This is a genomic window from Streptomyces sp. WG5, assembly GCF_049974565.1.
Taxonomy (GTDB): Bacteria; Actinomycetota; Actinomycetes; order Streptomycetales; family Streptomycetaceae; genus Streptomyces.
On sequence record NZ_JBNGGC010000025.1, the window covers coordinates 21,933 to 46,189 of the forward strand.

Below are 24,257 nucleotides of genomic sequence, written 5' to 3' on the forward strand. Positions count from 1 at the left end.
GTCAGCGGCCGAAGCTGAACCAGTTCACGTTCACGAAGTCGGCGGGCTGGCCGCTGGTGAAGGTCAGGTACACGTCGTGCGTGCCCGTCACCGAGCCGATGTTCGCCGGGACGGTGCGCCACGACTGCCAGCCGCCCGTGCTGCCCACCGCGAAGCTGCCGATCGGCGCACTGGTACGGCTGTCCAGGCGCACCTCCACCAGGCCGCTGACGCCGGCCGGCGCGCCGCTCGCCACCCGGGCCTTGAACTGCGTCGCCGGACCCGCGCCGAAGTTCACGCCTTTGTACTGGACCCAGTCGCCGTCGGCGAGCGCGCCGAGGTTCCGGCCGCCGCCCGAGTCCGAGGTGGCCTCGGTCATCGTGCCGGCCTGGGAGTCGTACGACTCGGCCTCGACGGCGCTGTACGCGTCGCGGTCACCGGTCGGTGGCGTGGTACCGCTCCCCTCGGACGACAGCACCTGGACGTAGTCCACGAGCATGGAGTGGCCGGGCTGGGTGCCGGCGTCCGGGCCGCCGCCGAAGGCGTTCGGGAAGCCGCCGCCCATCGCCACGTTGAGGATGAGGAAGTAGCCGTGGTCCGTCGCGTTCTGCCACGTCGTCGCGTCGACCTGGTCGGCGCGCACGGTGTGGAAGTTGTTCCCGTCGAGGGAGAAGCGGATCTCCTCGACGCTCGTCGAGCGGTCCCATTCCACCCGGTAGGTGTGGAAGCCGGCCTGGCAGGTGGTGCCGGTGCACGTGGTGCTGCCGCCGATGCCGCTGGTCTCGTTGCAGGGGCCGCCCGGTGAGGTGCCGCAGTGCATCGTGGCGTGGACGGTGTTGAGGCCCTGGGTGTTCTCCATGATGTCGATCTCGCCGACCGCGGGCCAGTTCCAGTAGTTGCCCCGGTAGGGGGAACCGAGCATCCAGAACGCCGGCCAGTAGCCCTTGGCCGCTGCCCCGGTGACGTTCGGAACCTGGATACGGGCCTCCACGCGCAGCGTGCCGTCCGCCGGGGGCTCGAAGTCGGCGCGTCGGGTCTCGATGCGTCCGGAGGTCCAGTTGCCGGCGCTGTCGCGCTGCGGGGTGATGCGCAGGTTGCCGTTGCCGTCGAGGGAGACGTTGGAGGGGCTCGACGTCATCGTCTCGATCTCGCCGGTGCCCCAGTTGGCGGGGCCGCCGGGATACGAGGTGCCGGTCGCGTACTGCCAGTTCGAGGTGTTCACGCCGGAGCCGGCGGCGCCGTCGAAGTCGTCGGCGAAGACCTGCGTCCAGCCGGACGGGGGCGGCGGGACGGTGGCGTTCGCGGACGGCCCGGTGACGGCGGTGGCGGCCGCCGCGAGACCGAGCGTGCCGACGACGGCCACCAGCGCCCGGCGCAGTCGACGTCGTCCGGGCGGATTGCCGGAGCTTTCTCTCATGTGGGGGTCGCCTCTCGGGTGCGGGGGTGGGAAGCGTGAAGGGTCCCGAGCGCGCTCCCCGGACGTCGTGCTGAGAGCGCTCTCAGAGTGCGGCCAATGTGCTCCCGGTCGCACCGGTCGTCAAGAGGTGAAGCCGAGAAAGTCCGTACGGGGCGCGGGAGTTCACCCCGTGAACGACGCGAATGTGCCGAAGTGTGCGCAGCGGCCGCGGGTCCTCCCCAGCCCTGTCGGAGAGGGACCGCGGCCGGCCGGTCCGGCGGGCGGTGATCGGGCGCGGCCACGGTCCCTCCGTTCACCCGGCCGGCCCGTTCACCCGGCCTCGGTGCCGGTGCCGGAGCCGGTGTCGGCGGGGCCGGGCGTGCCATGATCGGCGCCGGACGGAAGACTGGCCGGACGACGGAGAGGGCACGGGCGTGAGGCTGACGATTCTGGGCGGCGGCGGGTTCCGGGTGCCGCTCGTGTACGGGGCGCTCCTCGGCGACCGTGCCGAGGGACGCGTGACGCACGTGGTGCTGCACGACCTGGACGCGGCCCGGCTGTCGGCGGTGACCCGGGTGCTGGCCGAGCAGGCCGCCGGGATGACCGACGCGCCCGACGTGACCGCCACCACCGACCTGGACGACGCGCTGCGCGGCGCCGACTTCGTGTTCTCCGCGATCCGCGTCGGCGGCCTGGAGGGCAGGGCCGACGACGAACGGGTGGCGCTCGCCGAGGGCGTGCTCGGGCAGGAGACGGTCGGCGCGGGCGGCATCGCGTACGGACTGCGGACCGTTCCGGTCGCCGTCGACATCGCACGTCGCGTGGCCCGACTCGCCCCGGACGCCTGGGTCATCAACTTCACCAACCCCGCCGGTCTGGTCACCGAGGCCATGTCCCGGCACCTCGGCGACCGGGTCATCGGCATCTGCGACTCCCCGGTCGGCCTCGGCCGCCGCATCGCCCGCGTGCTGGGCGCCGACCCGGCCCGGGCCTTCATCGACTACGTCGGCCTCAACCACCTCGGCTGGGTCCGCGGCCTGCGCGTCGCCGGCCGCGACGAGCTCCCCCGGTTGCTCGGCGACCCGGCGCTGCTCGGCTCCTTCGAGGAGGGCCGGCTCTTCGGCCCCGAATGGCTGCGCTCCCTGGGCGCGATCCCCAACGAATACCTGCACTACTACTACTTCAACCGGGAAACCGTCCGCGCCTACCGGGAGGCGGACCGGACCCGCGGCGCCTTCCTGCGCGACCAGCAGGCCCGCTTCTACGACGAGATGCGCCGCCCCGACGCCCCCGCGCTGGCCACCTGGGACCGCACCCGTGCCGAACGCGAGGCCACCTACATGGCCGAGAACCGGGAGACCGCGGGCGCGGGCGAGCGCGAGGCCGACGACCTGTCCGGCGGCTACGAGAAGGTGGCCCTGGCGCTGATGCGGGCCGTCGCCCGCGACGAGCGCACCACCCTGATCCTCAACGTCCGCAACCGCGGCACGCTGTCGGTCCTCGACCCCGACGCCGTGATCGAGGTGCCGTGCCTGGTCGACGCGAACGGCGCCCGTCCGGTGGCCGTGGACCCGCTGCCGGGGCACGCCACCGGCCTGGTCTGCGCGGTCAAGGCGGTCGAGCGGGAGGTCCTGGCGGCGGCCGATTCCGGCTCCCGTACGGCGGCGGTACGCGCCTTCGCCCTGCACCCCCTCGTCGACTCGGTCAACGTCGCCCACCGCCTGGTCGACGGCTACACGGCGGTCCATGCCGGCCTGGGGTACCTGCGGTAGGGCCGGCGGCGGGACGGCTGGTCGTGACGACGTGTCCGGGGCCACCGTCCGCCGCCGGCGGGACGGGCCGATCGGGCTGCTCGCCGCCGGGGCGCCGGGCCCGGGCCGTGCCCCGGGTCGCACGGACGCGCCGGCGCCGCCGCGGGGCGGTCGGGAGGTCCGGTCGGGTGGGGCGAGTCGCCCTTGTGACCGGGGGCCGGGATGTGATCTCGTGGCGTCGAACGCGCGTCTGGAAGGGGTGGGGGATGACGTCGACGGTCGGTGGCCCGGGTCAGCTGTGGGCCATCAGCGACTTGCACATCAGCTACGCGGAGAACCGTGCCCTGGTCGAGGAGATGCGTCCCGGCTCCGACGACGACTGGCTCCTGGTGGCCGGCGACGTGGCGGAGACGGTCGCCGACATCCGATGGGCCCTGGGCACCCTCGCGGGTCGCTTCCGCCGGGTCGTCTGGGCCCCCGGCAACCACGAACTGTGGACCCACCCGAGCGACCCCGTCACCCTCCGGGGGGTCGCCCGCTACGAGCACCTCGTCGCGATGTGCCGCGAACTGGGCGTGACGACACCCGAGGATCCGTACCCCGTGTGGGACGGAGTCGGCGGCCCGGTGGTCGTCGCACCGCTGTTCCTGCTCTACGACTACTCGTTCCTGCCCGCCGGATGCGCGACCAAGGCCGAGGGGCTGGCGTACGCCCACGGTACCGGCGTCGTGTGCAGCGACGAGTTCCTGCTGCACCCCGACCCGCACCCCAGCCGCGAGGCATGGTGCCGGGCGCGGGTCACCGGGACCGAGCGCAGGCTCGCCGAGATCCCCACCGAGCTGCCGACGGTGCTCGTCAACCACTACCCGCTGGACCGGCATCCCACGGACGTCCTGTGGCACCCCGAGTTCGCCATGTGGTGCGGCACCCGCCTGACCGCCGACTGGCACCGCCGTTTCCGGGTCGACACCATGGTCTACGGGCATCTGCACATCCCGCGGACCACCTGGCACGAGGGCGTCCGCTTCGAGGAGGTGTCGGTGGGCTATCCCCGCGAATGGCGCAAGCGGACGGGGCCGCCGGGACGGCTGCGCCGCATCCTGCCGTCGGCGTCGCGTGAGGAGGTGGCCCGGTGATCGAGGTACTGCTGCCGGACACGGTCGTCACCGTGGAGGCCCACGGCCACGACGACACCGGACACCTGCCGCTCCATCCCGAGGAGGAGGCGCTCGTGGCGCGGGCGGTCGCCAAGCGCCGCCGGGAGTTCACCGTCGTCCGGTCCTGCGCCCGCCGGGCCATGGAGAAGCTCGGCGTGCCCCCGCAGCCCGTGCTGACCGGCGAACGCGGGGCGCCGCGCTGGCCGCACGGCCTGACCGGCAGCATGACCCACTGCGACGGCTACTGCGCCGCCGCCCTGGTCCGTGTCGCCGACCTCGCCTCCCTCGGCATCGACGCGGAACCGGACGGGCCGCTGCCGGACGGGGTCCTGCCCAGCGTGTCGCTGCCCGGTGAGGTGGAGCGGCTGCGCCGGCTGGCCGAGGAGCATCCCGGTATCCACTGGGACCGGCTGCTGTTCAGCGCCAAGGAGTCGGTCTACAAGGCGTGGTTCCCCCTCACCGGGCAGTGGCTGGACTTCGCGGAGGCCGACATCGAGATCTCCGTGGACCCCGTCGACCCGCGCCGTGGCTCCCTGCGTGCCGCCCTCCTGGTGCCGGGACCGACCGTGGGCGGCCGACGCCTGACCCACTTCGACGGTCGTTGGACCGCCCGGCAGGGCCTGGTCGCCACGGCGGTCACGGTCCCGCACACCTGAGCCTGGGCCGGTGCCTTCGGGCATCCGTGCGGCCCGCCGTGTCCGGCGCCGGGCCGCACGGCCCGAGCTCCCCGTGCGCGCGCCCTGGCGTCCTTCCGCCTCCTGCCCCGCCCGGCGGGCGTCCGGCCGAAGACGCCCGCCGGTCCGGGCGCGGACGCCCGCCGGTCCGGGCGCGGACGCCCGCCGGTCCGGGCGCGGACGCCCGCCGGTCCGGGCGCGGAACGGTTCCGGGCCGGCGCCGGCGGGCGCACGGCGTAGCGACGCCTCCCCGGCCTCACGCGCGGCGTGTGGTCCGTCCGTCGGCCTCACGCGCGGCGCGTGGACCGCCTGCCCGGCTCCGCGTCACGCCCGTGGGCCCCAGCTTCGCACCAGCCGGAAGAACGCCTCCTCGTTCCCCGCCAGCCCCGCGGCTGCCAGCGCCTGTTCCGCCTCGGCCAGGACGGAGGGCGGGACGAGGGGCGGGCGGGCGGCGTCGGCCGGTCCCGCCGCGGTGTCGAAACCGGCCCGCACGGTGTGCAGGAGCCGCAGGTAGGCCTGAACCGCGGTGCGCTCGTGGTCGGTCAGTACGGCGATGGTCATCGGTCGGCTCTCCCCACAACGACGTCAGCGGTCACGCGTCCCCGCACGGCGGGGACACACACCCAGCTTGCCGCCCACCACTGACAATCACCCCGAGCCGCGCCCGCCCGCCGCCCGGCACGAGCCGATCGAGCCATCAGCCCAGGTAGCCCAGCGACGCCCCGATCCGCCCGGCCAGGTGGTCCCGCTGCACCGGTCCGCGCAGTGACGAACCGGCCAGCCACGTCCGGCACTTGCTGGCCAGCAGCAGTCCGAAGGCCTCGGCCTCCTTCTCGTCGGCGAGGTCGAAGCGGGAACGCGCGGCGACGGTGCGCACGGTCGCGCGCAGCGCTTCCTCGTCCCGGTCCGGGCCGTCTCCGGCGAGGAGCCGGGCCGCGACCGCGGTGCCCTCGACGTGGTGGCCGCGGTGCCCGGCCTTCATGTGCCACAGCTCGTGCCCCAGGATCACCAACTGGTGGTCGGGTGCGGTGCGTTCCTCGACGACGACCAGGTCCTGATCGGCCATGTCGAGCCACAGGCCGCTGGCCGTCCCGGGCGGGAAGGCGGCCATGCGGAACAGCACCGGCCGGCCCCGCCGTCTGCTCATCGCCTCGCACAGCGCGGCGTACAGCTCGGCCGGCCGCGCCGGGGCGGGAAGCGTCAGCTCCTCGACCAGCTCGCCGCACAGGCGGCGCATCTCCTTACCGATGCCCACGTCTCTCCCCAGGCTCACGACTCGGGCCGCTTGACGCTCTCCAGGAGCATGTCCAGCCACTCGGCGACCTTGTCGCGGTGCTGGTCGGTGGGCAGTTGAGCGGCCCGCCAGGCGATGCCGCGCACGCCGTGGTCCTGCAACAGCCGCTCCAGCGGGTCGCTGTCGGCGGCTGCCGCCTCCCGCTCCCGGCCGGCGAGCTGCTGCAGCAGTTCCTGTTCGGTGTGCTGCAGGGCGCCCGCGAGCGCCTCGGGGTCCTCGGCGGTGAGGAACCCGGCGTGCACCCGGAAGAAGCGCTGGATGGCGTCGCAGTGCTCCATGGTGGGCCGCCGGTCGCCGTTGATGAGGGCGCCCGCCTGCTGCCGGGACATGCCGGCGCCGTCGGCGATCTCCTGCTGGGTGTACTTGCGGCCGTTCGGCTTCACCCGAGTGCGGCGCAGCAGGTCCAGGCGCTGCACGAACCGGGCCTGCACATCGGGTTCACCCGCCGGCCGGCCGGCCAGCAGGGCTCCCACCACGCGCTCGGGTACGCCGGAGGCCGCGGACAGGCGGCCGACGTCGAAGACCTCGGCGTGCGGCACGCCGAGCCGGTCCGCGAGTGCGGTGACGCGGGCGACGACGGCGGGCAGCGCGGTGGTCGGCACGGCGCACGGACCCTCGAAGCCCCCCGCCACCGACAGCTCTTCTACGTCTTTCACAGGCCTCACAGGCTTCTCACAAGCGGTTGCCGTGAACTTCCGGGAGAGTAGCGTGCCGCTCGAACTCACATCCAGGTCTCGCCACAACTGTGGCCAGTTTCAGCCGTCAACAGGCACGAAATGCCACGATAGTTGACACGCCTCTGTCGGGGCACCAGGATCGGGACGCCGCGAGAAGGCCGCATAGGCAAGAGGGGTGACCTCCCGATGGCATTTCAGGCAGGAGGGCAGCGGCCGGCGCCGCCGCCCGCCCCCGCGACCTCCGGGGCCCAGGCGTACCTCCAGGACTACACCGCGCTCCTGGAGGGCGTTCCCTTTCCGTCCCTCGTCGTCGACCACCGCTGGGACGTGGTGCTCAGCAACGGTGCGTTCCGGACACTCTTCCGGGGGGCCGGACCGCATCCGACGGCCATGCCGGGCGACAACTTCCTCAGGTTCGTCCTCTTCCACCCGGACGCGTCCGCGGTCCTCGGGGAACACGAGTCGAGCTGGTGCCTGCCGATGCTGGCGCACTTCGCGGCCGCCCTGGAGCGGTACGGCCACGATCCCGGCCTGCAGGCCGTCCGGCGTGACATCGCCCAGGATCCGATCATGGAGGCCGCCTACCGGCAGGGCCTGCCGCACTGGATCCGGGCCGTCGGCGCGGAGGCCGTCGAACACGACGGTGCCGTACGGCCGCTGCACCACCCCGATCCGCGCTGGGGCGACACCGAGTGCCGGGTCGTGATCGAAACCCCCCGGACGTTGGAGGAGCTGGGGTACACCCGTCTGACCCTGGTCCTGCGGGAGCGGCGCCGCACCCCGTACCGCCCCGCGCGCCGCACCGCCGCCCACCTGAGGGTGGTCCCCGCCCCCGAGTGACCCACCGCCGAGCGGCCGTCGGCCCGGGTCCGCGGGTACGCCACCCGCCCGGGGCTCGACGCGGCTGCCCGGCGGCCTGGTCAGTGCGGGGGAGGCGAGTCCGTCTTCGTCACCCCCGCCTCGCGTTTCGCCGCCTGGATCTCCTCGTACACACGGGTGCGCAGGGCGGCGAAGCGCGGGTCCGCCCGCGTGTGCGCCTGGTCCCGCCCGCCCGGCAGATCGACCTCGAACTGCTCTCGCACGACGGTGGGGGAGGCGGACAGCACGAGCACGCGTTCGCCCAGGTAGACGGCCTCGTCGATGTCGTGGGTGACGAACAGGACGGTGATCCCGCGCTCCCGCCACAGCCGCCGCACCAGGTCCTCCAGGTCGGCGCGGGTCTGCGCGTCGACCGCCGCGAACGGCTCGTCCATCAGCAGTACCTCGGGCTCGTAGGCCAGCGCCCGCGCGATGGCCACCCGCTGCTGCATGCCGCCGGACAGCTGCCACGGGTAGGCCCCGGCAACGTCCGCGAGGCCGACGGAGGCGAGGGCGTCCGCGACCAGCTCCCGGCGCCGGGGCTTGCTCAGGCTCTTCTGACGCAGGGGGAGTTCGACGTTCTCGCCGACCCGCATCCAGGGGAACAGGCTGCGCCCGTACTCCTGGAAGACGAACGCCGTCCCGGGCAGCGGCCCGTCCACCCTCCGGCCGGCCAGGAACACCTCGCCGGCCGTCGGGGAGAGCAGTCCCCCCACGCACTTCAGCAACGTCGTCTTGCCGCAGCCCGACGGGCCGACCAGACAGACCAGTTCCCCGGACGCCACGGTGAAGGTCAGGTCGCGCACCGCCTCCACCCGCCGCCCCGACCCCTCGTACACCTTCGTCAGGCCGCGTACGTCGAGCATGGACCGCCCTTTCAGGAGCGTCACCCGGACCGCCGGGCGGCGGCGCGCAGGCCGTGGTACCAGCCGAGCACCCGCCGCTCGACCAGCCGGAAGAGGACCGACAGCACGAAGCCGAGCAGACCGAGCAGCAGGATGCCGGTCCACATGCCGGGGATCGCGAAGGAGCGCTGGAACTGCACGATGGTGAAGCCGAGCCCGTTGCTGGCGGCGAACATCTCGCTGATCACCATCAGGATGATGCCGACCGACAGCGCCTGGCGCAGACCGGCGAAGATCTGAGGGCTCGCCGAGCGCAGTACCACGTGCCGCAGCCACGCGACGCCCGTGATGCCGTAGGAGCGGGCCGTCTCGGCCGTCACCGCGTCGACCGCCCGGACCCCCTCGACCGTGTTGAGCAGGACCGGCCACACACAGCCGGCGGCGATGACGACGATCTTCATCGTGTCGCCGATGCCCGCGAACAGCATGATCACCGGTACGAGCACCGGCGGCGGCACCGCCCGCAGGAACTCCAGCACCGGCTCGCACACTGCCCGCACCCGCCGGTAGGAGCCGACGAGCGTGCCGAGCGCGACACCGGCGACGGCCGCGAGCGCGTAGCCGGCCGCGAGCCTGAGCATGCTGGGCAGCACGTCCGCGCGCCACCGCTCGCCGGTCCACACCTGCGGGAAGGTCTTCAGGATCGTGCCGAGCGGCGGCCAGTACACGTTCTCGCTGCCGGCCGACGCCGCCCACCAGGCGGCCACCAGTGCGACGGGCAGCGCGAGCGCGAACACCAGTCGCAGCAGGGCCGGCCTCACACCGCCACCTCCCCGCGCACCGACTGGTGCCAGGCCAGCGCCCGCCGTTCCACCGACCGGGCCCCGACGTTGATCAGCAGCCCGAGCAGACCGGAGACGACGATCAGCGCGTACATCTCGGGAACGGCCTGCGAGGTCTGCGCGACGGCGATCCGCGCGCCCAGCCCCGGTGCCCCGATGACGAGTTCGGCGGTGATGGCCAGGATCAGCGCGACGGCCGCCGCCAGCCGCACCCCGGTCATGACGTACGGCAGCGCGGTCGGCCACAGCACGTGCCGGATGCGCGCCCAGGTGCCCAGCCCGTACGACCGCGCCGTCTCCTCGGCGACCGGGTCGACGTCCTGGACGCCGTACAGCACCTGGATCAGTACCTGCCAGAAGGCGGCGTAGACGACCAGGAGCAGCACCGATCCCAGCTCGGTGCCGTACAGCAGCACCGCCAGGGGGATCAGCGCGACCGACGGGATCGGGCGCAGGAACTCGATCGTGGACGCCGTCGCCTCGCGCAGATACGGCACCACCGCGAGGAGTACCCCCACGACGATCCCGGCGCCGACCGCGAGGGCCAGGCCCAGCACCCAGCCGGTGAGGGTGTCGCCGAGCGCCGCCCAGAAGGCGCCGTCCGCGACCTCCGCGGCGAGCGCGTCGGCGATGCGGCTGGTCGGCGGGAAGTAGTCCTCCTCGACCAGGCCGAGGCGGGGCACCGCCTCGCCCAGGGCGAGGAAGGCCGCGAGGCCGGCCGCGCCCAGCGCGGCGTTCGTCCCCTTCACGGCAGCAGCGCGTCCAGGTCGGGGAACCGCTCGAACAGGCCGTCCGCGTGACCGAGTTTCGCCAGCGCCGTGATGGAGGAGCGGTCCGGTTCGGCCGGCCACTTCGGCAGGGTCACCTTCGCCAGCACGTCCGCCGGGATCTTGGTGTACGTGGTGACGGTCTCGCGGACCTCGTCGGGGTGCGCGTCGGCGTACGCGAGGGACTCGGCGGTGGCCTCCTGGAACTTCTTCACCACCTCCGGGTTCTCCCGCGCGTACCGGGTGGAGGTGAAGTACATGGCGACCGTCAGCTTCGGAGAGACGTCGACCATGGGAGAGGCGATCTCCCTGCCGCCCTGGCTCTTGACCGTGGCCAGCGCCGGTTCCACCACCATCGCCGCGTCGATCCGTCCGCCGTCGAGCGCGGCCGGCATCTGGTCGAAGGCCAGCTCGACGAAGTCCACCTTGTCGGGGTCGCCGCCCGCGGCGCCGACCGAGGCGCGTACCGCGGTCTCGTTGATGTTCTTCAGGGTGTTGATGGCGACCTTCTTGCCCTCCAGCTCCTTCGCCGACGTGATCGGGCTGTCACCCCTGACGGTGAGCGCCTCGAAGTCCTCGCCCACCACGCCGGTCGAGGCGATGCCGTTGGCCACCGCCTTGACGGGCACGTCGTTGGACTGGGCGATCATGAGGGACGTCATGTTGCTGAAGCCGAACTCGAACTGGCCGCTGACCACTCCGGGCACGATCGCCGCGCCGCCCTGCGCGCTGGAGAAGGACAGTTCCAGCCCGCGCTCCTCGAAGAACCCCTTCTTCCGACCCAGGTAGAGGGGTGCGACATCGACGATGGGGATGAGTCCCACCTCGACGGTGGTGGTGCCACCGGACGAACCGGCGCCGTCCGGCCCGCCGGAACCGGACGATCCGCACGCCGTCGCGGCGGCCAGGACGGAAACGGCCGTGAGGCCGACGAACAGACGACGCATGAACTCCCCCTGTGGCACCGGACCAGGTACTCCGACAGCTGTGCGCAGACAGTACGGATGTGCTCAGCGAGAACGTGTTCAGCGGGAACGTAGGGCCCGTGCGGAGTCCGGGTCAATGCCCCTGCCCGGATGGGCGGTTGAGGATTCAACCGCGACCCCGTTGGCAGCGCGGGACGCGCACGCGTAGCGTGCGCCGGCCGCACCATGACCGCGGCGATCACCGTCGGCACCCGTTTCCCGGAACCGCATCGCCGGCCCCGGGGTCACAGGTCCAGCACGAGCCGTCGGCCACGGCAGCGGGACACGCAGATGAGCATGGTCTCCCCCGCGGCCCGCTCCTCGTCGGTGAGCACCGAGTCCCGGTGGTCCGGTTCGCCCTCGACGACGTCGGTCTCGCAGGTGCCGCAGGTGCCCTCCGTGCACGAGTAGAGCACCTCGACGCCGGCCGTGCGGACGGCGTCCAGGACCGAGACGCCGGGTGGTACGGCGACCGTGCGCCTGCTGCGCGCGAGCACGACCTCGAACTCCGCCTCCGGGCCGCTCGGTGCCGCCTCCTTCGGGCGGAACCGCTCCAGGCGCAGCACCCCCGCCGGGCAGCGAGCCTCGACCGCGTCCAGCAGCGGCGCGGGTCCGCAGCAGTAGACGAGGGTGCCCTCGGGGACGTCGTCGAGCACGGAGGCGAGGTCCAGCAGTCCCGACTCGTCCTCGGGGGCGATCGTGACCCGGTCGCCGTACCGCTCCAGCTCCCCGGTGAACGCCATGGAGTTCCGGGTCCGTCCGCCGTACAGCAGGGTCCACTCGGCGCCCGCCGCCTCGGCGGCTGCCAGCATCGGCAGGATCGGGGTGACGCCGATGCCGCCCGCGACGAAGCGGTACCGGGAGGCCGGCTCCAGCGGGAAGTGGTTGCGGGGCCCCCGTACCCGGACCTTGCCGCCGGACCTCAACTCGGCGTGCACGTAGGCGGACCCTCCCCGACCCTCGGCCTCGCGGAGGACGGCGATCCGCCACACCTGCCGGTCGGCCGGGTCGCCGCACAGCGAGTACTGCCGTTCCAGGCCCGGGCCGATGACGACGTCGATGTGGGCGCCGGGCTCCCAGGCGGGCAGCGGTTCGCCCAGCGGATGGCGCAGGGTGAGGGCGAGCACGCCGTCGGCCGCGGTCTCCCGGCGGTCGACGACGAGTTCGGCTTCGTACGGGTTCATGAGCCGTCTCCCCGGTGCTTTCGCTGCGGGAGGCCCTGCGGGAGGCCTTGCGGGTGTCCTTGCGGGTGGGCGAGCATCCAGTCCCACATGGCGACGGGGTCCTCGGCGGTGTGCTCGGCGCCGCAGTGGCAGGTGCCGTGCAGGACGTCGGTGCCCGGCAGCCAGTCGACGCGGTAGACCTCGCCGGTGCGCCCGCTCACCGGGCCGCCCGTTCCACGGGCTTGTCGCCCTCCTCGGCCAGCCGGGCGAGGATGCGGCGGGCGGCCAGGCCGCCGGTGTCGATGTTGATGCTCAGCTCCTGGTAGCCGGTGCGCTCGGAGCCGAGCGTGCGCTGGAGCAGGTTGAGCGCGTCGACGTCCTGCATGACGACCGTGCGGTTGTTCTCCCGCAGGAACTCGGTGACCTCGGCGTCGTCCGTCGCCCAGTCCCGCGAGACCGCCCAGAAGTCGTACACCCTGCCCTCGCCGGACGGTGTGATGGCGTACGTGATCTCGGTGTGGAAGCCGTTCGGATCGCTGCCGTCCGCCTCGGGCACCACACCGGTCGGGGCGACCCGGCTGTGCAGCAGGTACAGACAGGGCGCGTGGTACTCGATGTCCTGCCACCGGTCGATGCGTCCGCTGATGCCGGTCGACCTGGCGTAGAACGGCGGGCACTCGGCGTCGTCCATGTGCCGGCTCACCCGGACGATGCCGGCGCCCTCGTCGACCTCCGTGGTGATCGGCGTCTCGGCGACCTCGGGCGTGCCGATGTAACCGCCGTGCAGATACGTCTCGTGGGAGAGGTCGAGGAGGTTGTCGACCAGCAGCCCGTAGTCGGCGTCGATCGGCTCCATGCCCCGGACCGTGACCCAGCCGGGGGAGTCCAGGTGCCGGGCCCGCGGCACGGCCCCGGCGTCGGCCAGTGCCGGGTCGCCGATCCACACCCACACCAGGGAGTCCCGCTCCGCCACCGGATAGGAGGCGACGCGGGCGGTGCGCGGGACGCGTTTCTGGCCCGGCACGTACACGCAGGTGCCGGTCGTGTCGTACGTGAACCCGTGGTACCCGCACACGATCCGGTCGCCGTCGAGCCGCGTCGGCGCCTCGGACAGCGGGTAGCGGCGGTGCACGCAGCGGTCGTGCAGGACGACCGGCGTCCCGTCCTCCTCGGTGCGGTAGAGGACGAGCGGCTCACCGAGGACCGTGCGTCCCAGCAGTTCGCGGCCGACCTCTTGGCTGTAGGCGGCGACGTACCACTGGTTCCTGGCGAAGGCGGTCATGTGCGGCATCGTTGCGGCTCCCGTCCGTCGTGGGTGGTGGCATCGTCGGCGAGTACGTCGCGGGCGGGCAACGCTCCTTCCGCCTCACGGAAGGGGTTCCACGGGGACTGTCGGTGGGTGCCCCTAGTCTTTCGCCAACGTTACAGCGGGGCACGCCGATTGGGGCCGCCTCGGGCGCTGTGCCGTGTTCCGAGCGGTGGGAGAGGCGAAGAACCTATGGGTTGGCTGGCAGCGGGCGGCACCTACGAAGTCGCGCTGGTGGATGGACGGGTGGTGGCCCGGCCCGCGCCGGGAGGGGCCCCGGCCGGGCGGGAGGGCAAGCAGGAGGGAACCCTGCCGGCGGAGATCCGGGACCGCCCCGAAGTCGTCGAACTCCAGCGCTTCGCCGAGTGGCTGGACCGGCACGCGGCCGAGTGCGCGGCGCAGGTCACCAACTGGATGGTGTCCTCGCTGCCGGTGCCGACCGCCCTGCTGGCCCGGGTCTGGCCCGACGAGGCATGGCAGGCGGCGCTCCGCGACATCGTCATCGTCGGTGCCACCCCCCAAGAGGTCGGCTTCCTGCGCGACGCGGACGACTCGGGTGAACTGCGGGTGGTGAACCTGGACGGCGAGACCGTTCGCCTGGCGGCCCGGACGGTGACCATGCCCCACCCGGTCCTCCTCCCCGATCTCGAAGGACTCCGCCTGTTCGCGGCGGAGTTGGGGGTGGTCCAGGGTGTCGAACAGATTCACCGGGCCACCTGGAGCAAACCCGCCGACGGGACGGACGGCGGGGCCCGCGGGGTCACCGAATTCGCCAATGCCGAGTACCGCTCGTGGTTCCACCTCTCCTCCCGTGCCACGTCCCTCGGCTACAAGATCTCCGGCAGCAGCGTCGTCGACAGGATCCGGGACGCCGGGCGCGTCTTCACTGCCACGGTCGGCATGAGCGATCCCTACACCGAGGAGAAGGCCTGGACCGGCAGCCTGACCTGGAGCGACGAGGACGGGCACCGGTGCCTGCCGCTGACGGAGGTCGGCCCCGTGGCCTGGTCCGAGGGCATGCGCATGGCCGCGGCGCTGCACGCCGGCCGCACCGTGACCACGGACGGCGCCGAGTGAACGGCAGCGGTACGCACACCCACGAAAGGCACGCGAGCATGAGCGACGGTACGACACGGGACGGGGCGACGGCAGAGGTGGAGGAGCTGCTGCGCGCCGGTGCGGTACTGCCGCCGGGCACCACCGGAGGAGGCGACCGGGCCGTGCCCGTGTTCGCCCGGGCCTACCGGCATCCGGGTCTGGACGGCCGGACCGTGGTGCGTCTGATCGCCGAGGACGGGACCGGGGACCCGGACACAGGCTTCCTCGGACTCGAGCCCGAGGGCGAGCCGGTGGAGGTCGGTGTCGGGCAGCACCGGGCCATGGGCTTCCCCGAATGGGTGCTGGCCCGCCACCCCTCGGACGGACACCTGGCGATGTCCCTGGTCGAGGAGATGAACAAGGTCGCGCGGACGGTGAGATCCCGGGCGAAGAAGGCCCGTGCCACCTACGAGTCGATCGGCGAACGGCTCGCGGGCTCCGTACCGCACTTCCTGCCGACCTTCTACGAGCAGGCCGGCCGGGTGTTCCTGGGGGCCGACCAGACGGCCTACGCGACCCAGATGTTCGTCAACGCCCGCAAGGCCGAGACGGCACACGCGCTGCCGTTCGACGAGGCGCGCATGGACGCGGTGTTCCTCGAGTTCGCCCTGGCCCGTGCCGTGCCGACGAAGATCCTCTCCAGCTACGCCAAGGGACTGTCGTCCCGGGTACCGGCCGAGACGGCCTTCCGGCACCTGCGCGGGCTCTTCGTCCGGCTCGCCGCGCACGGCGTGCCGCCGTCCAGTCCGGGCGCGGCCGACCTGCGCCGACTGGCGAAGGCGGTCGCGGGCAGGAACGCGCTCGCCGAGGAGATGGCCTACCTCCGCGAGATGCTGCCGCTGCCCGGCACGGTCAAGGCACCGCCCGGCTGGTGGAAGGCCCACCGGGCCGCCCTGCTGGAACTGGCCCGGCGGGAACCCGCCGTCCGCGGCACCCTGCTCGGGTTGCTGCCGACGGAGTGGGAGCGGGACGAGCTGCCCCAGTGGCTGGCCCTGCTGGACGACGCCGGAGCCACCGCCGGGCTGTGCGACACCACGCTGCCCGCCGAGGCCCGGTCCCCCGACGGCACGGTCGGATGGACGCGCAGGGTCGTCGCACTGTGCGGTGCCGACGGCCATCGCGCCGCACCGCCGGAGCTGTACCCGCTCGTCGACCGCATGGCCGGCGCGCTGCGGGCCGAACTCCGGGCTCAGGGAGACACCTTCGAGCCGCCGGTCGGGGATGTGGACCTGCTCGACCAGCTGCTGTCCCTGGACATACCGCTGGCGGAACCCGGCGACGGCCAGCGGCTCGCGCTGAGTACGTGGGCGGCCCGCGAGCACCGTCGGGACCTCCTGGCGCTGGCAGCCGACGCCCGTTTCCGTCCGGCGTTCCGGCGCGGCTGTCCCGACGGGCACTGGGGCAACAGCGAGGAGACCGTCGTCAACCTGGCCGCGTCCCCCGGCGGGCGTCCGATGCTCGCCCCATGGGTGGCAGAGGCCGCCCGCAAGTACCTCACCGGCGAACTGGCCGAGTTCCTCGGCTACTCCGGCCCGCTGCGCACGCTGTCCTGGCTGCCGGGAGAGGCGCTGGCCGTCGCCGCCGACGAGGTGCGGGAAGCCCTGGCCACCGGCGTCGCACCCGCGCTGGCCCGCACCCTGCGCACCGGCGTCCTCGACGAGCTGGGCTGGCCCGCCTGGGAGGAAGCCCTGCGATCCGCCGCCTCGCGGGAGAAGAACCGGGGGATCAGGATCATCGACGGCTGGCCGTACCTCATCGTCATGTCGGGCGACGAGGTACGGGTGATCGGGGCGGAGGGCACGGTTCTCGCATGCGAGCCGAGCCTCCCGGACGGTTCGGACAGGCTCTGGTCGTTCACCTGCCAGTACGTCGACGGTGGGCTGTTCGTCTGGTGGCGTTCGTACTCCGCCTCCGAATGGCAGGGGTACTGGCTCGACACCGCCGGCTCGGACTCGCCGCACATGACGGTGGAGGGTCACCACCACTCCTGGTGGCCCTGCGAGGTGGACGGGAGCGGCGGGGTCAACGGGGGCATGGCCCCCGCGTCCCCGCCCCTCCCCGGGGGCGGCCGGGTCACCGGTCTCGGGGTGCTGCGCCGAGGGGACGCCTTCGTACCGGAAACGCGGCGGGTGATCAGCGACGGCACGGCGTACTGGGTGTGGGCCAAGGAGGACGGGGAGAAGGAGCGGTACACCTGGCGCGCGTACGACCCGGTCGGCGACACCCTGGGCGAACCCGGCGCACCGGAGTGGATCGACGAGGCGCTGAACACCGCCCCGGAGGGAAGCACCCTCGGGAACGCCTGGCTGCTGCCCGCCCCCTCCGCCGTACCGGGCCCGGTGTGCGCCCCGGTGGACGGCGTGCTCGGCTGGCGTGTGGTGACCCTCCCCGACGGCTCGCGGCGGGGCGAGGACCTGGCCGGACGCGCGGTCGTCGTGCCGCCCTCGGTGGGCGCGGACCCCGAGCACGCGCTGGTCTTCCCCGGCGCCGACCGGCCGTTGACTGTGATCTCCAGGTCCCGCACGGTCCAACTGTTCGACACCGACGGCGTGCTGGTCGCCGAGAGCGGGAGCGGCTACACGGCAGGTCCCTTCCACGCGGGTACGGCCCTGCTTCCGCACCTGCGCTACTGGCACCTCCTCCAGCCGCGCGACCCGCAGGGGTCCGCCGCGCTGCGTCAGGTCGGCGAGGACACCGCGGCGGCACTCCTGGCAGGGGCCGTGGCCGCGCTGGACGCCGAGAAGGACGACGAGCCGGGGAAGGAACGGGCCGGGACGGACGGCCGGGACACGGTGTCCGACCTGGTCCGCACGCTCCTGCCGGAGGTCGGCCACGAGGCGCTGCGCGCGGGCATCACCGGGGTGGTGCGGTTCGCGGCCGAGCAGCAGCGCACCCTGGACGCGGCGCTGGCCCGGCTCGACTCCGCGATCGCCGGAGTCGTCCCGCAGGAGCCGCGGCCCGAGGTGGGAGACGAGCTGCTCGAGGCGGCGGTGAACGGCGTCGGTCTGACCGGCCGGGGCTGGCGCCCCCATTACTGGGCCAGCGACCACTACCTCTACGACCTGCCGCGCCTGCTGGGCCGGTCCATGCGGAGCACGGCCGAGCAGGCGCCCGCGGGCCGGATCCACCAAGAGCTGACCGGGCAGAAGTCGCTGGAGAAGATCGACGCCTTGGCCCTGCCCGAGCTGCCCGCGATACTCGCCCTGCGAGCCGGTTCGGTGCCCGTCCTGGAGGAGCACCGGCAGGCACTGGACGCGTACCTCGCGGAGTTCGACGCGCAGGAACTCACGGACCTGGACCCGGGCCACTGGCGCCGCGTCCGGCTGCGGCTGGACAGGAGCCTGTTCGAGGGGCCCCGCGCCGTGCGGGGCGGCACGAACGAGACCGTGCTCCCCCTCGACGGCGGTGCGTTCCTGCTCTTTCCCCACCGCGCGTTCGACTTCCTCGGCGAATGGGACTTGGAGGACGACCCCACGGGCCATCGCTACGGAGCGGTCTTCCATGATCCGTCCGGCCGGTTCGAGGTACCCGCGCCCTACACCCTGGTCGCCGCGGGGCCGTTCGTGCCGGAGCGGACGCGAGCTCCCGGCTGGGCGGCGGCGTTCCGCGCCGAGCTCGCCGAGCGCGGCCCGGCACCCTGGTTCCCGGCGGCTGCCGAGGAGTTCGCGCGACTCACCGGTGTCACCCCGACCATGGCCCGGCTGGTGGTCGCGGGTATGCCCATGGTCGACGACAAGCGCGAGGCGGTGCCCTCCGCGACGCTCAAGGCGATCGGAGTGAAGGCGGCCGACGCGCGCGTGGCCAAGGACGAGTTGCGTTCCCTCGACGCGGGCGCCCGGCAGGCCGTCGTGGCGGCGCTCCTGCCCGCCGAGCCGACGCGGCTGTGGACGGACGGCCCCGACGCCGCCCGCGCGGCCGAGGTCTGGAACGAGCGGCTGGGCCGGCGCACACCCGTCCGCGAGGAGGTGCTGCACGACGCGGCCCGCACCGTGGTGTCTCCGGGATGGGCACCGCCCGCAGCCCTGCACGGCTTCGTCGACATGGCCACCGAGCCCCGCCTGACACGGGACCTGACCTGGCAGCTCGGCCCCTACTACGTCCAATCCGCCGAGAAGACACCCGGCTTCGACAACAACGTCCTCAAGGGTTCGGTGGCCCTCGCCGCGTGGCTCGCCCACCGGCTCCCGTCCGGCGACCCGGTCCGCGCCACCCTGCCCGGCGTACTGAGCGCGCTGCGCGACCGGCTGGCCCATCCGGGCCTGCTGATCGCTCTCGACCGGCGGACCGAGTGGGAGCCGTTCCGGCGGGCCGCCGGAGATCCCACGGAGACCGGCGAGGACTTCGTGCGCTACGGCGCCGTCGTGCTGGGCACCGGGGGGCCCGGACCCGTCCCCGCCATCCGGCCCGCGCTGCTGGACGCGGCCGGCAACGACCCCCACCTGACGACGTTGTTCACGGGTGAACGACCGAACGCCCAGGAGACCGCGCTGAGCATGGTCCACGACCGGCGCTTCGCCGAACTGCTCGCCGACCCCGGCAACCCGGTGGCGGGCGAGCGCGACGCGGACGGGCTGTGGTGGCCGCAGGATCCCGCCCGGTCCGTGCCCGGCCTGGTCGCCGAGGTCGCCGAGCGGTACGGCGTCGGCGAGGACGCCGCCGTCCTCTACCTGATGCTGCTCGCCATGCCGGACCCCACCGACCGCAACACCGCGCGCTGGACCGGCTGGGGCGGGCAGCGAGGGGGAACGGCCCGGCTCCGCGCCGCCCGCGCCGAACTCGCGGCCACCGACCTCGTACTCGAGGGCAACCGCTCCAAGGCCGGACGTTCGCTGTTCCTGCCCGGCGGCTGGACCCGGCTCGGCAATCCGCACCTGCCGCTGGAGCGGTGGAAGCTGCCGATGTACGACCTGCGCGACGGCGAGAGCCCCGTACTGGGTGTCGTCGTGCCCACCCGGCCCGTCGCCGGTCTGTACCGCGAGGCCTGGCAGCGGGTCCAGGACGGGGACGGGCCGCGACTGGAGGAACTGGAGGTGCCGCGACCGCGCAAGCGCCGCCGCTGAGTTCCGCCACCGGAGGGGACGCGGCCCAGTGGCTCGCCACCGCCGTCTACCTCGCCGGGGGCGCCGAGGCGGCCCTGCGCGACGGGAGGTGGCGCGGATGAGCTCGGCGGCGGGGCCGGTGGGATTCGAACCGCGGACAGGAGAGGGGCGGGGCCCGCCCGGTCCCTCAGTCGGCGTGCGCGGGCCTCGCCCACGTCGATCGCGATGGACCGCTCTGCCACGGCCCCGCAGCCTGCGGGCACCGCGCGCTACCGCTCCGGTCAGCGTAAGGATGCCGTCCCGTCCGGGCGACATGTCTTGTCTCCGCCCGTGGGTCACCCTCCGTGTACCGGCGACTTCCACTTCCGCGCCACCCCCCGCCACCGGAACGGGAGCGGCGCCCGCCAGACCGGGGCGGGCATGCCGGGCCGCGCGTCCGGACCCCGCGGTCCGTGGCATGTCCGCCGGGCGGCCCTACAGCCGCGTCAGGTGCCCCGGCTCCGGCTGCCGGGGCACCAGCACCGGTCCCGCCTGCCTCGGCCCCGCCGCCGCCTGTCCCACCGCTGCCGTTCCCGCAGGTTCCTGATGCGCCGCCGCCTGTTCCGTCGCCGTCCGTCGGCCGGCCGGTTCCCGTCCCGCCGCATCCGGCTCCAGTACCGGTACGGCGGCCATCGCCCCCGTGTCAGCGGGCCGCCCGGGCGTCGCCCGGCTCAGCTGGACCACGCCCCAGGCGGCCAGCGCCGCACCGGTCAGAGCGAGCAGTATCCCGCCCGCGCCGCCCCGCAGCCGCTCACCGAGCAGGGACAGCCCGATCACCGCGGCGGCCAGGGGGTTGGCCAGCGTCACCACCGCCAGCGGGGCACCGAGACCACCCCGGTACGCCGTCTGCGACAGCAGCAGTCCGCCCGCCGCGAAGGCCGCCACCAGCACCGCCACCCCGATCACCTGCGCGCTGAGCAGCGGGCCCGAGCGGTCCGTGACGGCGACCGTGACGGTCTGGGTGAGCGCCGAGGCGACTCCGGAGGCGATGCCGGACGCGGTCGCGTGCCGCAGGCCCGGCCGGGCGCCGGGCCGCGACAGCATGCCGATCAGCGCCGCCGTCGCGCCGGAGACCACCAGCGCCTCGGGCACGCTCAGCACGTCGTCGGGCGCGGGACCGGACGCGGTGAGCAGCAGTGCGCCCAGCCCGAGCAGCGTCAGCCCGGTGCCTCTCCACTCGACCGCGCTCACCCGCCGGCCCGCCAGCCGTGCCCCCAGGGGCACCGCCGCGACCAGGGTGAGCGCACCGAGGGGCTGCACCACGGTCAGGGGGCCGTACTTGAGGGCCGCGACATGCAGCAGCGCGGCCGCGGCGTTGAGCGCGACCGACCACCACCAGGCGCCGGTGGTCAGCATCCGCAGGGCGCCCGTGCCGGTGCTGCGGGAGGCCAGACGCTCCTGGGCGACGGCCGCTGCGGCGTAGGCGCAGGCGGAGACCAGGGACAGCAGGACGGCGATCAGCGCGGCGTTCATCGGCCCGCCCCCACCAGCTCGTGCCGTTCCGCCGCTGTCCCGGGCCGGAACTCCGGCCGGCGGTGCGACACGGCGCACCGGGGCCGCCGCGGCACGCGGATCACCGCGAGCGCGAGACCGAGCAGGGCCGCGGCCACGAGCACGTCGAGCCAGTAGTGGTTCGCGGTGCCCACGATCACCAGCAGTGTCGCCAGTGGATGCAGCAGCCACAGCCACCGCAGGGGCGACCGCGTCGCGACGATCAGACCGACCGCCAGCATCAGGGCCCAGCCGAAGTGCAGCGAGGGCATCGCCGCGAACTGGTTCGACAACTGGTCGGTGCCCGGCGGGCCGTACACCGAGGGGCCGAACACGCGGGCGGTGTCGATCAGACCGGTGGCGCCCAGCATCCGCGGCGGGGCGAGCGGGAAGAGGAGGTGCAGCACCAGCGCGGCGGCGGTCAGCGCGGCCAGGGCCCGGCGGGCCCAGACGTAATGCGCGGGCCGCCGCAGGTAGAGCCAGACCAGGAAGGCCGCGGTGGCCGGGAAGTGGACCGTGGCGTAGTAGGTGTTCGCCGCGTGTATCAGGGTGTCACCGTGCAGGAGCAGGGACTGCACCGTGCCCTCACCGGGCAGCCGTAGCGCGCGTTCCCAGTCCCACACGTGGCGGGCGTTGCGGAAGGCGTCGGCGGTGTGGCCGGTCGCCAGCTGCCGGCCGGACTTGTACATGAGGAAGAGCCCGGCCACGAGCAGGACCTCGCGGACGATCGGCGGGCGCGGGTGCGCGTCCGGTGCCGCTTCTGCAGGCTCGCTGCGGGCGTTCATCCCCCGGCCCCTTCGCTGACGGTGGTGCGTGTGGCTCACAGGTACGGGGGCGTGTGACGGTTCTCATCGATACGACCTCGTTCCGATACGCCAGTGTACCGATACGCTGGTGTACCGGTACACTGGCGTATCGGTGGACATACGACACACTGGAGTACAGGCCGCTGGAGCGCCGCTGTACCGCCGCTGGAACCGAGTGAGGAGCAGGACCGATGACGTCGCAGGCCGCGGACCGACCGGACACGGCCGGCGTCTCGCGCCGCTCCAAGATCACGCCGGAGCGTGAGCAGGAGTTCTTCGACGCCGTGCTCGAACAGATCCGGTCCTGCGGCTACGACGCCGTCACCATGGACGGCATCGCCGCCAGCACCCGGTGCAGCAAGTCCACGCTCTACCGGCAGTGGAAGACCAAGCCGCAGTTCGTCGCCGCGGCGCTGCGTTCCCACCGCCGGGTGCGCTTCGTCGGCATCGACACGGGGTCGCTCGCCGAGGACCTGCGCCAGGCGGCCCGCGCCGCGGGTGAGGGAGCGGCCAGGGACACCGGGCTGCTCCAGGCGCTCGGCCACGCGGTCATGCAGGACCCGGAGCTCCAGTGCGCGCTGCGCGAGGCGCTCGTCGAGCCGGAGATCGCGGCGCTGAGGGAGATCCTCGACCGCGGCGTCGCGCGGGGAGAGGTCCCCGCCGGCCACCCGGCCCTGGAGTACGTGCCCGCGCAGATGTTCGGCATGCTGCGGATGCGGCCCGTGGTCGAGGGCGAGCAGGCCGACGCGGCGTACCTCGTCCGGTTCGTGGAGGCCGTCGTGCTGCCGGCGCTCGGCCTCCCCTGAGACTCAGGCCGCCGTCCGTGGGATGACTGGACGGCGGCCTGCCCGCGCCGCACCGTGGGGACGGGGGCGGCGCGCACCACCGGCCGGGTGGGGCACCCTCTGAGCGGAAGGGCGCCCCGCCCGGCCGACTGCTGTCCGGGGCAGGTCAGACGTCCTGCCCGTTGCCGCCGCCTCCGGAGGAGTCCACCTCGATGCCCTCGGTGATCTCGTCGATGACGGACTGGTTCTCCCCGACGTCGACGCCGAACCGGACGACGACGATGCGCTCGGGGTCGGCGGGCGCCGGGAAGGCGAGCGATTCGACGTAGCCGTCGGCACCCTCGCCGGTGACCGCCTTCCAGCGGACCAGGTAGCCCTTCTGCCCGGCGACCGTGACCGCCTTGGACGCCAGTTCCTCGTGGGAGGTGATCCCGCCGTAGGACTCGCCGCCGTAGGACTCCTCGGCGTTCGCCTCGATGTCGGCCTTCGCGACCTCCTCGGCGGTGCCGCCCTTCGTGCCCAGCACCACCGCGGGAGCCGAGTAGGCGCCGCCCTTGGTGCACGTCTTGGAGGTGTCGCCCGGGCACGGGTAGCTGTTGTCCGACGTCACCGTCGCGCCGACGGACAACCGCTGCCCGGACCAGCCGTCCGGGATGGGCAGGCTGATCCCGCTGACCGGGTCCGTCACCGATCCGCTGTCGATCGTGGGCGGTTCGGACCCGTCGGGGGAGCCGGGGGCGGACGGCTCGCCGCCCTCGCCGCCGCCCGAGTCGCCGAAGGGGTCGTTCTGCCCGCCGGGGCCGCGCCGGTCCGCCTGCGAGGACACGTTGTCACCGCCCGAACCGTCGTCGGCCAGCACGTACACGCCGACACCGATCCCGGCCAGCACGGCCACGGCGGCGGCGACGGCTATGCCGGTGCGCAGCCGGTGCCGCCGGGCGGACGGCGGCTGGACGGGCAGCCCCGGATAGCCCGGGTGCACGGGGTACGGCGCGGGCCCGGCCCCGTACGCGGGCACGCCCTCGTGCACCGGCGGTTGCGCGGGCGGCTGCGCAGGAGGTGCCCACGCGGCGGCCGGCCCCGCGGGGCGGACCTGGTCCGTCCACGCCTTGCCGTCCCACCAGCGCTCGGTGGCGGGACCGTCATTCTTCTGTCCGGGGTCCGGGTACCACCCGGGGGGAGTCACCTGCGTCATGTGCCCACCGTATGAGGCGTCGGTGAAAGCGGGATGAGAGACCCCGCGCCGGCTCGCCGGGCCGCCCGCCGTGCCGGCGCCGTTCACGGCGAGTTGACGGACGTCGCCCGGTACCGTCGCTGATGACGGG

At 73.6% G+C, this 24,257-nt stretch carries 21 protein-coding genes; 7 read left to right on the forward strand and 14 right to left on the reverse strand.

Features of this window, described 5'->3' with window-relative positions:
- Position 1: 1 nt before the first annotated feature.
- Positions 2-1,396 carry a glycoside hydrolase family 16 protein gene (locus tag ACP4IX_RS24690; RefSeq protein ID WP_426556633.1) on the reverse strand — a complete coding sequence of 465 codons (1,395 nt, stop codon included), beginning with the start codon at positions 1,394-1,396 and terminating at the stop codon, positions 2-4.
- 413 nt (positions 1,397-1,809) lie between these two features.
- On the opposite strand from ACP4IX_RS24690, the gene ACP4IX_RS24695 reads away from it, so the two are divergent.
- The 3 genes from ACP4IX_RS24695 (at position 1,810) to ACP4IX_RS24705 (ending at position 4,939) form a co-directional block, all read left to right on the forward strand.
- Entirely contained in the window at positions 1,810-3,147 is a 1,338-nt protein-coding gene (locus ACP4IX_RS24695) for a 6-phospho-beta-glucosidase (RefSeq protein WP_426556634.1), read from the forward strand.
- A 245-nt stretch (positions 3,148-3,392) separates the two neighbouring features.
- A complete protein-coding gene (locus ACP4IX_RS24700; protein ID WP_426556635.1) occupies positions 3,393-4,262 on the forward strand; it encodes a metallophosphoesterase family protein in 870 nt (289 codons plus the stop codon).
- Positions 4,259-4,939 carry a 4'-phosphopantetheinyl transferase family protein gene (locus tag ACP4IX_RS24705; RefSeq protein WP_426517433.1) on the forward strand — a complete coding sequence of 227 codons (681 nt, stop codon included), beginning with the start codon at positions 4,259-4,261 and terminating at the stop codon, positions 4,937-4,939. The genes ACP4IX_RS24700 and ACP4IX_RS24705 overlap by 4 nt, the downstream gene beginning before the upstream one ends.
- 342 nt (positions 4,940-5,281) lie before the next feature.
- Here ACP4IX_RS24705 and ACP4IX_RS24710 read toward each other — a convergent pair whose 3' ends face one another.
- From ACP4IX_RS24710 to ACP4IX_RS24720, 3 genes are all read right to left on the reverse strand, one after another.
- Positions 5,282-5,518: a hypothetical protein gene (locus ACP4IX_RS24710; RefSeq protein WP_426556636.1), complete on the reverse strand. Its 237-nt coding sequence runs from the start codon at positions 5,516-5,518 to the stop codon at positions 5,282-5,284.
- 136 nt (positions 5,519-5,654) lie between these two features.
- Positions 5,655-6,194: a toxin-antitoxin system, toxin component gene (locus tag ACP4IX_RS24715; protein ID WP_426517812.1), complete on the reverse strand. Its 540-nt coding sequence runs from the start codon at positions 6,192-6,194 to the stop codon at positions 5,655-5,657.
- 32 nt (positions 6,195-6,226) lie between these two features.
- The gene (locus ACP4IX_RS24720; RefSeq protein WP_426517810.1) at positions 6,227-6,883 is read right to left on the reverse strand and encodes a helix-turn-helix domain-containing protein; all 657 of its coding nucleotides are present in this window, start codon (positions 6,881-6,883) and stop codon (positions 6,227-6,229) included.
- A 231-nt stretch (positions 6,884-7,114) separates the two neighbouring features.
- Between ACP4IX_RS24720 and ACP4IX_RS24725 the strand changes: the two genes are divergently transcribed.
- Positions 7,115-7,768 (forward strand): hypothetical protein, encoded by a 654-nt coding sequence (locus ACP4IX_RS24725; RefSeq protein ID WP_426517429.1) that lies wholly within the window; start codon positions 7,115-7,117, stop codon positions 7,766-7,768.
- An 80-nt stretch (positions 7,769-7,848) separates the two neighbouring features.
- On the opposite strand, the gene ACP4IX_RS24730 is transcribed toward ACP4IX_RS24725, so the two are convergent.
- From ACP4IX_RS24730 to ACP4IX_RS24760, 7 genes are all read right to left on the reverse strand, one after another.
- Positions 7,849-8,652, reverse strand: coding sequence for an ABC transporter ATP-binding protein (locus ACP4IX_RS24730; RefSeq protein ID WP_426556637.1), 804 nt, complete (start codon positions 8,650-8,652; stop codon positions 7,849-7,851).
- A gap of 20 nt (positions 8,653-8,672) precedes the next feature.
- On the reverse strand, positions 8,673-9,452 hold the full coding sequence (locus tag ACP4IX_RS24735) for an ABC transporter permease (RefSeq protein ID WP_426556638.1): 780 nt from the start codon (positions 9,450-9,452) through the stop codon (positions 8,673-8,675).
- Positions 9,449-10,222, reverse strand: a complete 774-nt coding sequence (locus tag ACP4IX_RS24740) for an ABC transporter permease (RefSeq protein ID WP_426517423.1) — start codon at positions 10,220-10,222, stop codon at positions 9,449-9,451. The genes ACP4IX_RS24735 and ACP4IX_RS24740 overlap by 4 nt, the downstream gene beginning before the upstream one ends.
- Positions 10,219-11,187 (reverse strand): ABC transporter substrate-binding protein, encoded by a 969-nt coding sequence (locus ACP4IX_RS24745; protein WP_426556639.1) that lies wholly within the window; start codon positions 11,185-11,187, stop codon positions 10,219-10,221. Before ACP4IX_RS24745 ends, ACP4IX_RS24740 begins: the two co-directional genes overlap by 4 nt.
- 263 nt (positions 11,188-11,450) lie before the next feature.
- On the reverse strand, positions 11,451-12,389 hold the full coding sequence (locus ACP4IX_RS24750; RefSeq protein WP_426556640.1) for a PDR/VanB family oxidoreductase: 939 nt from the start codon (positions 12,387-12,389) through the stop codon (positions 11,451-11,453).
- Positions 12,386-12,589, reverse strand: a complete 204-nt coding sequence (locus ACP4IX_RS24755; protein ID WP_426517417.1) for a hypothetical protein — start codon at positions 12,587-12,589, stop codon at positions 12,386-12,388. The genes ACP4IX_RS24750 and ACP4IX_RS24755 overlap by 4 nt, the downstream gene beginning before the upstream one ends.
- A complete protein-coding gene (locus ACP4IX_RS24760; protein WP_426556641.1) occupies positions 12,586-13,659 on the reverse strand; it encodes a Rieske 2Fe-2S domain-containing protein in 1,074 nt (357 codons plus the stop codon). The genes ACP4IX_RS24755 and ACP4IX_RS24760 overlap by 4 nt, the downstream gene beginning before the upstream one ends.
- A gap of 207 nt (positions 13,660-13,866) precedes the next feature.
- Here ACP4IX_RS24760 and ACP4IX_RS24765 point away from each other — a divergent pair, with 207 nt between their 5' ends.
- Together ACP4IX_RS24765 and ACP4IX_RS24770 are read left to right on the forward strand one after the other, a co-directional pair.
- Entirely contained in the window at positions 13,867-14,751 is an 885-nt protein-coding gene (locus tag ACP4IX_RS24765; RefSeq protein ID WP_426517413.1) for a DUF4132 domain-containing protein, read from the forward strand.
- A 38-nt stretch (positions 14,752-14,789) separates the two neighbouring features.
- Complete coding sequence (locus ACP4IX_RS24770) at positions 14,790-19,832, forward strand: DNA-binding protein (protein ID WP_426556642.1); 5,043 nt, start codon at positions 14,790-14,792, stop codon at positions 19,830-19,832.
- Positions 19,833-20,285: 453 nt separating this feature from the next.
- On the opposite strand, the gene ACP4IX_RS24775 is transcribed toward ACP4IX_RS24770, so the two are convergent.
- Both ACP4IX_RS24775 and ACP4IX_RS24780 read right to left on the reverse strand, forming a co-directional pair.
- Positions 20,286-21,323 (reverse strand): hypothetical protein, encoded by a 1,038-nt coding sequence (locus ACP4IX_RS24775; protein WP_426556643.1) that lies wholly within the window; start codon positions 21,321-21,323, stop codon positions 20,286-20,288.
- On the reverse strand, positions 21,320-22,126 hold the full coding sequence (locus ACP4IX_RS24780) for a phosphatase PAP2 family protein (protein ID WP_426517407.1): 807 nt from the start codon (positions 22,124-22,126) through the stop codon (positions 21,320-21,322). Before ACP4IX_RS24780 ends, ACP4IX_RS24775 begins: the two co-directional genes overlap by 4 nt.
- 212 nt (positions 22,127-22,338) lie before the next feature.
- On the opposite strand from ACP4IX_RS24780, the gene ACP4IX_RS24785 reads away from it, so the two are divergent.
- A complete protein-coding gene (locus ACP4IX_RS24785) occupies positions 22,339-22,953 on the forward strand; it encodes a TetR/AcrR family transcriptional regulator (RefSeq protein WP_426517405.1) in 615 nt (204 codons plus the stop codon).
- A gap of 145 nt (positions 22,954-23,098) precedes the next feature.
- On the opposite strand, the gene ACP4IX_RS24790 is transcribed toward ACP4IX_RS24785, so the two are convergent.
- Positions 23,099-24,127 carry a DUF2510 domain-containing protein gene (locus tag ACP4IX_RS24790; protein ID WP_426556644.1) on the reverse strand — a complete coding sequence of 343 codons (1,029 nt, stop codon included), beginning with the start codon at positions 24,125-24,127 and terminating at the stop codon, positions 23,099-23,101.
- Between the last annotated feature and the right edge of the window lie 130 nt (positions 24,128-24,257).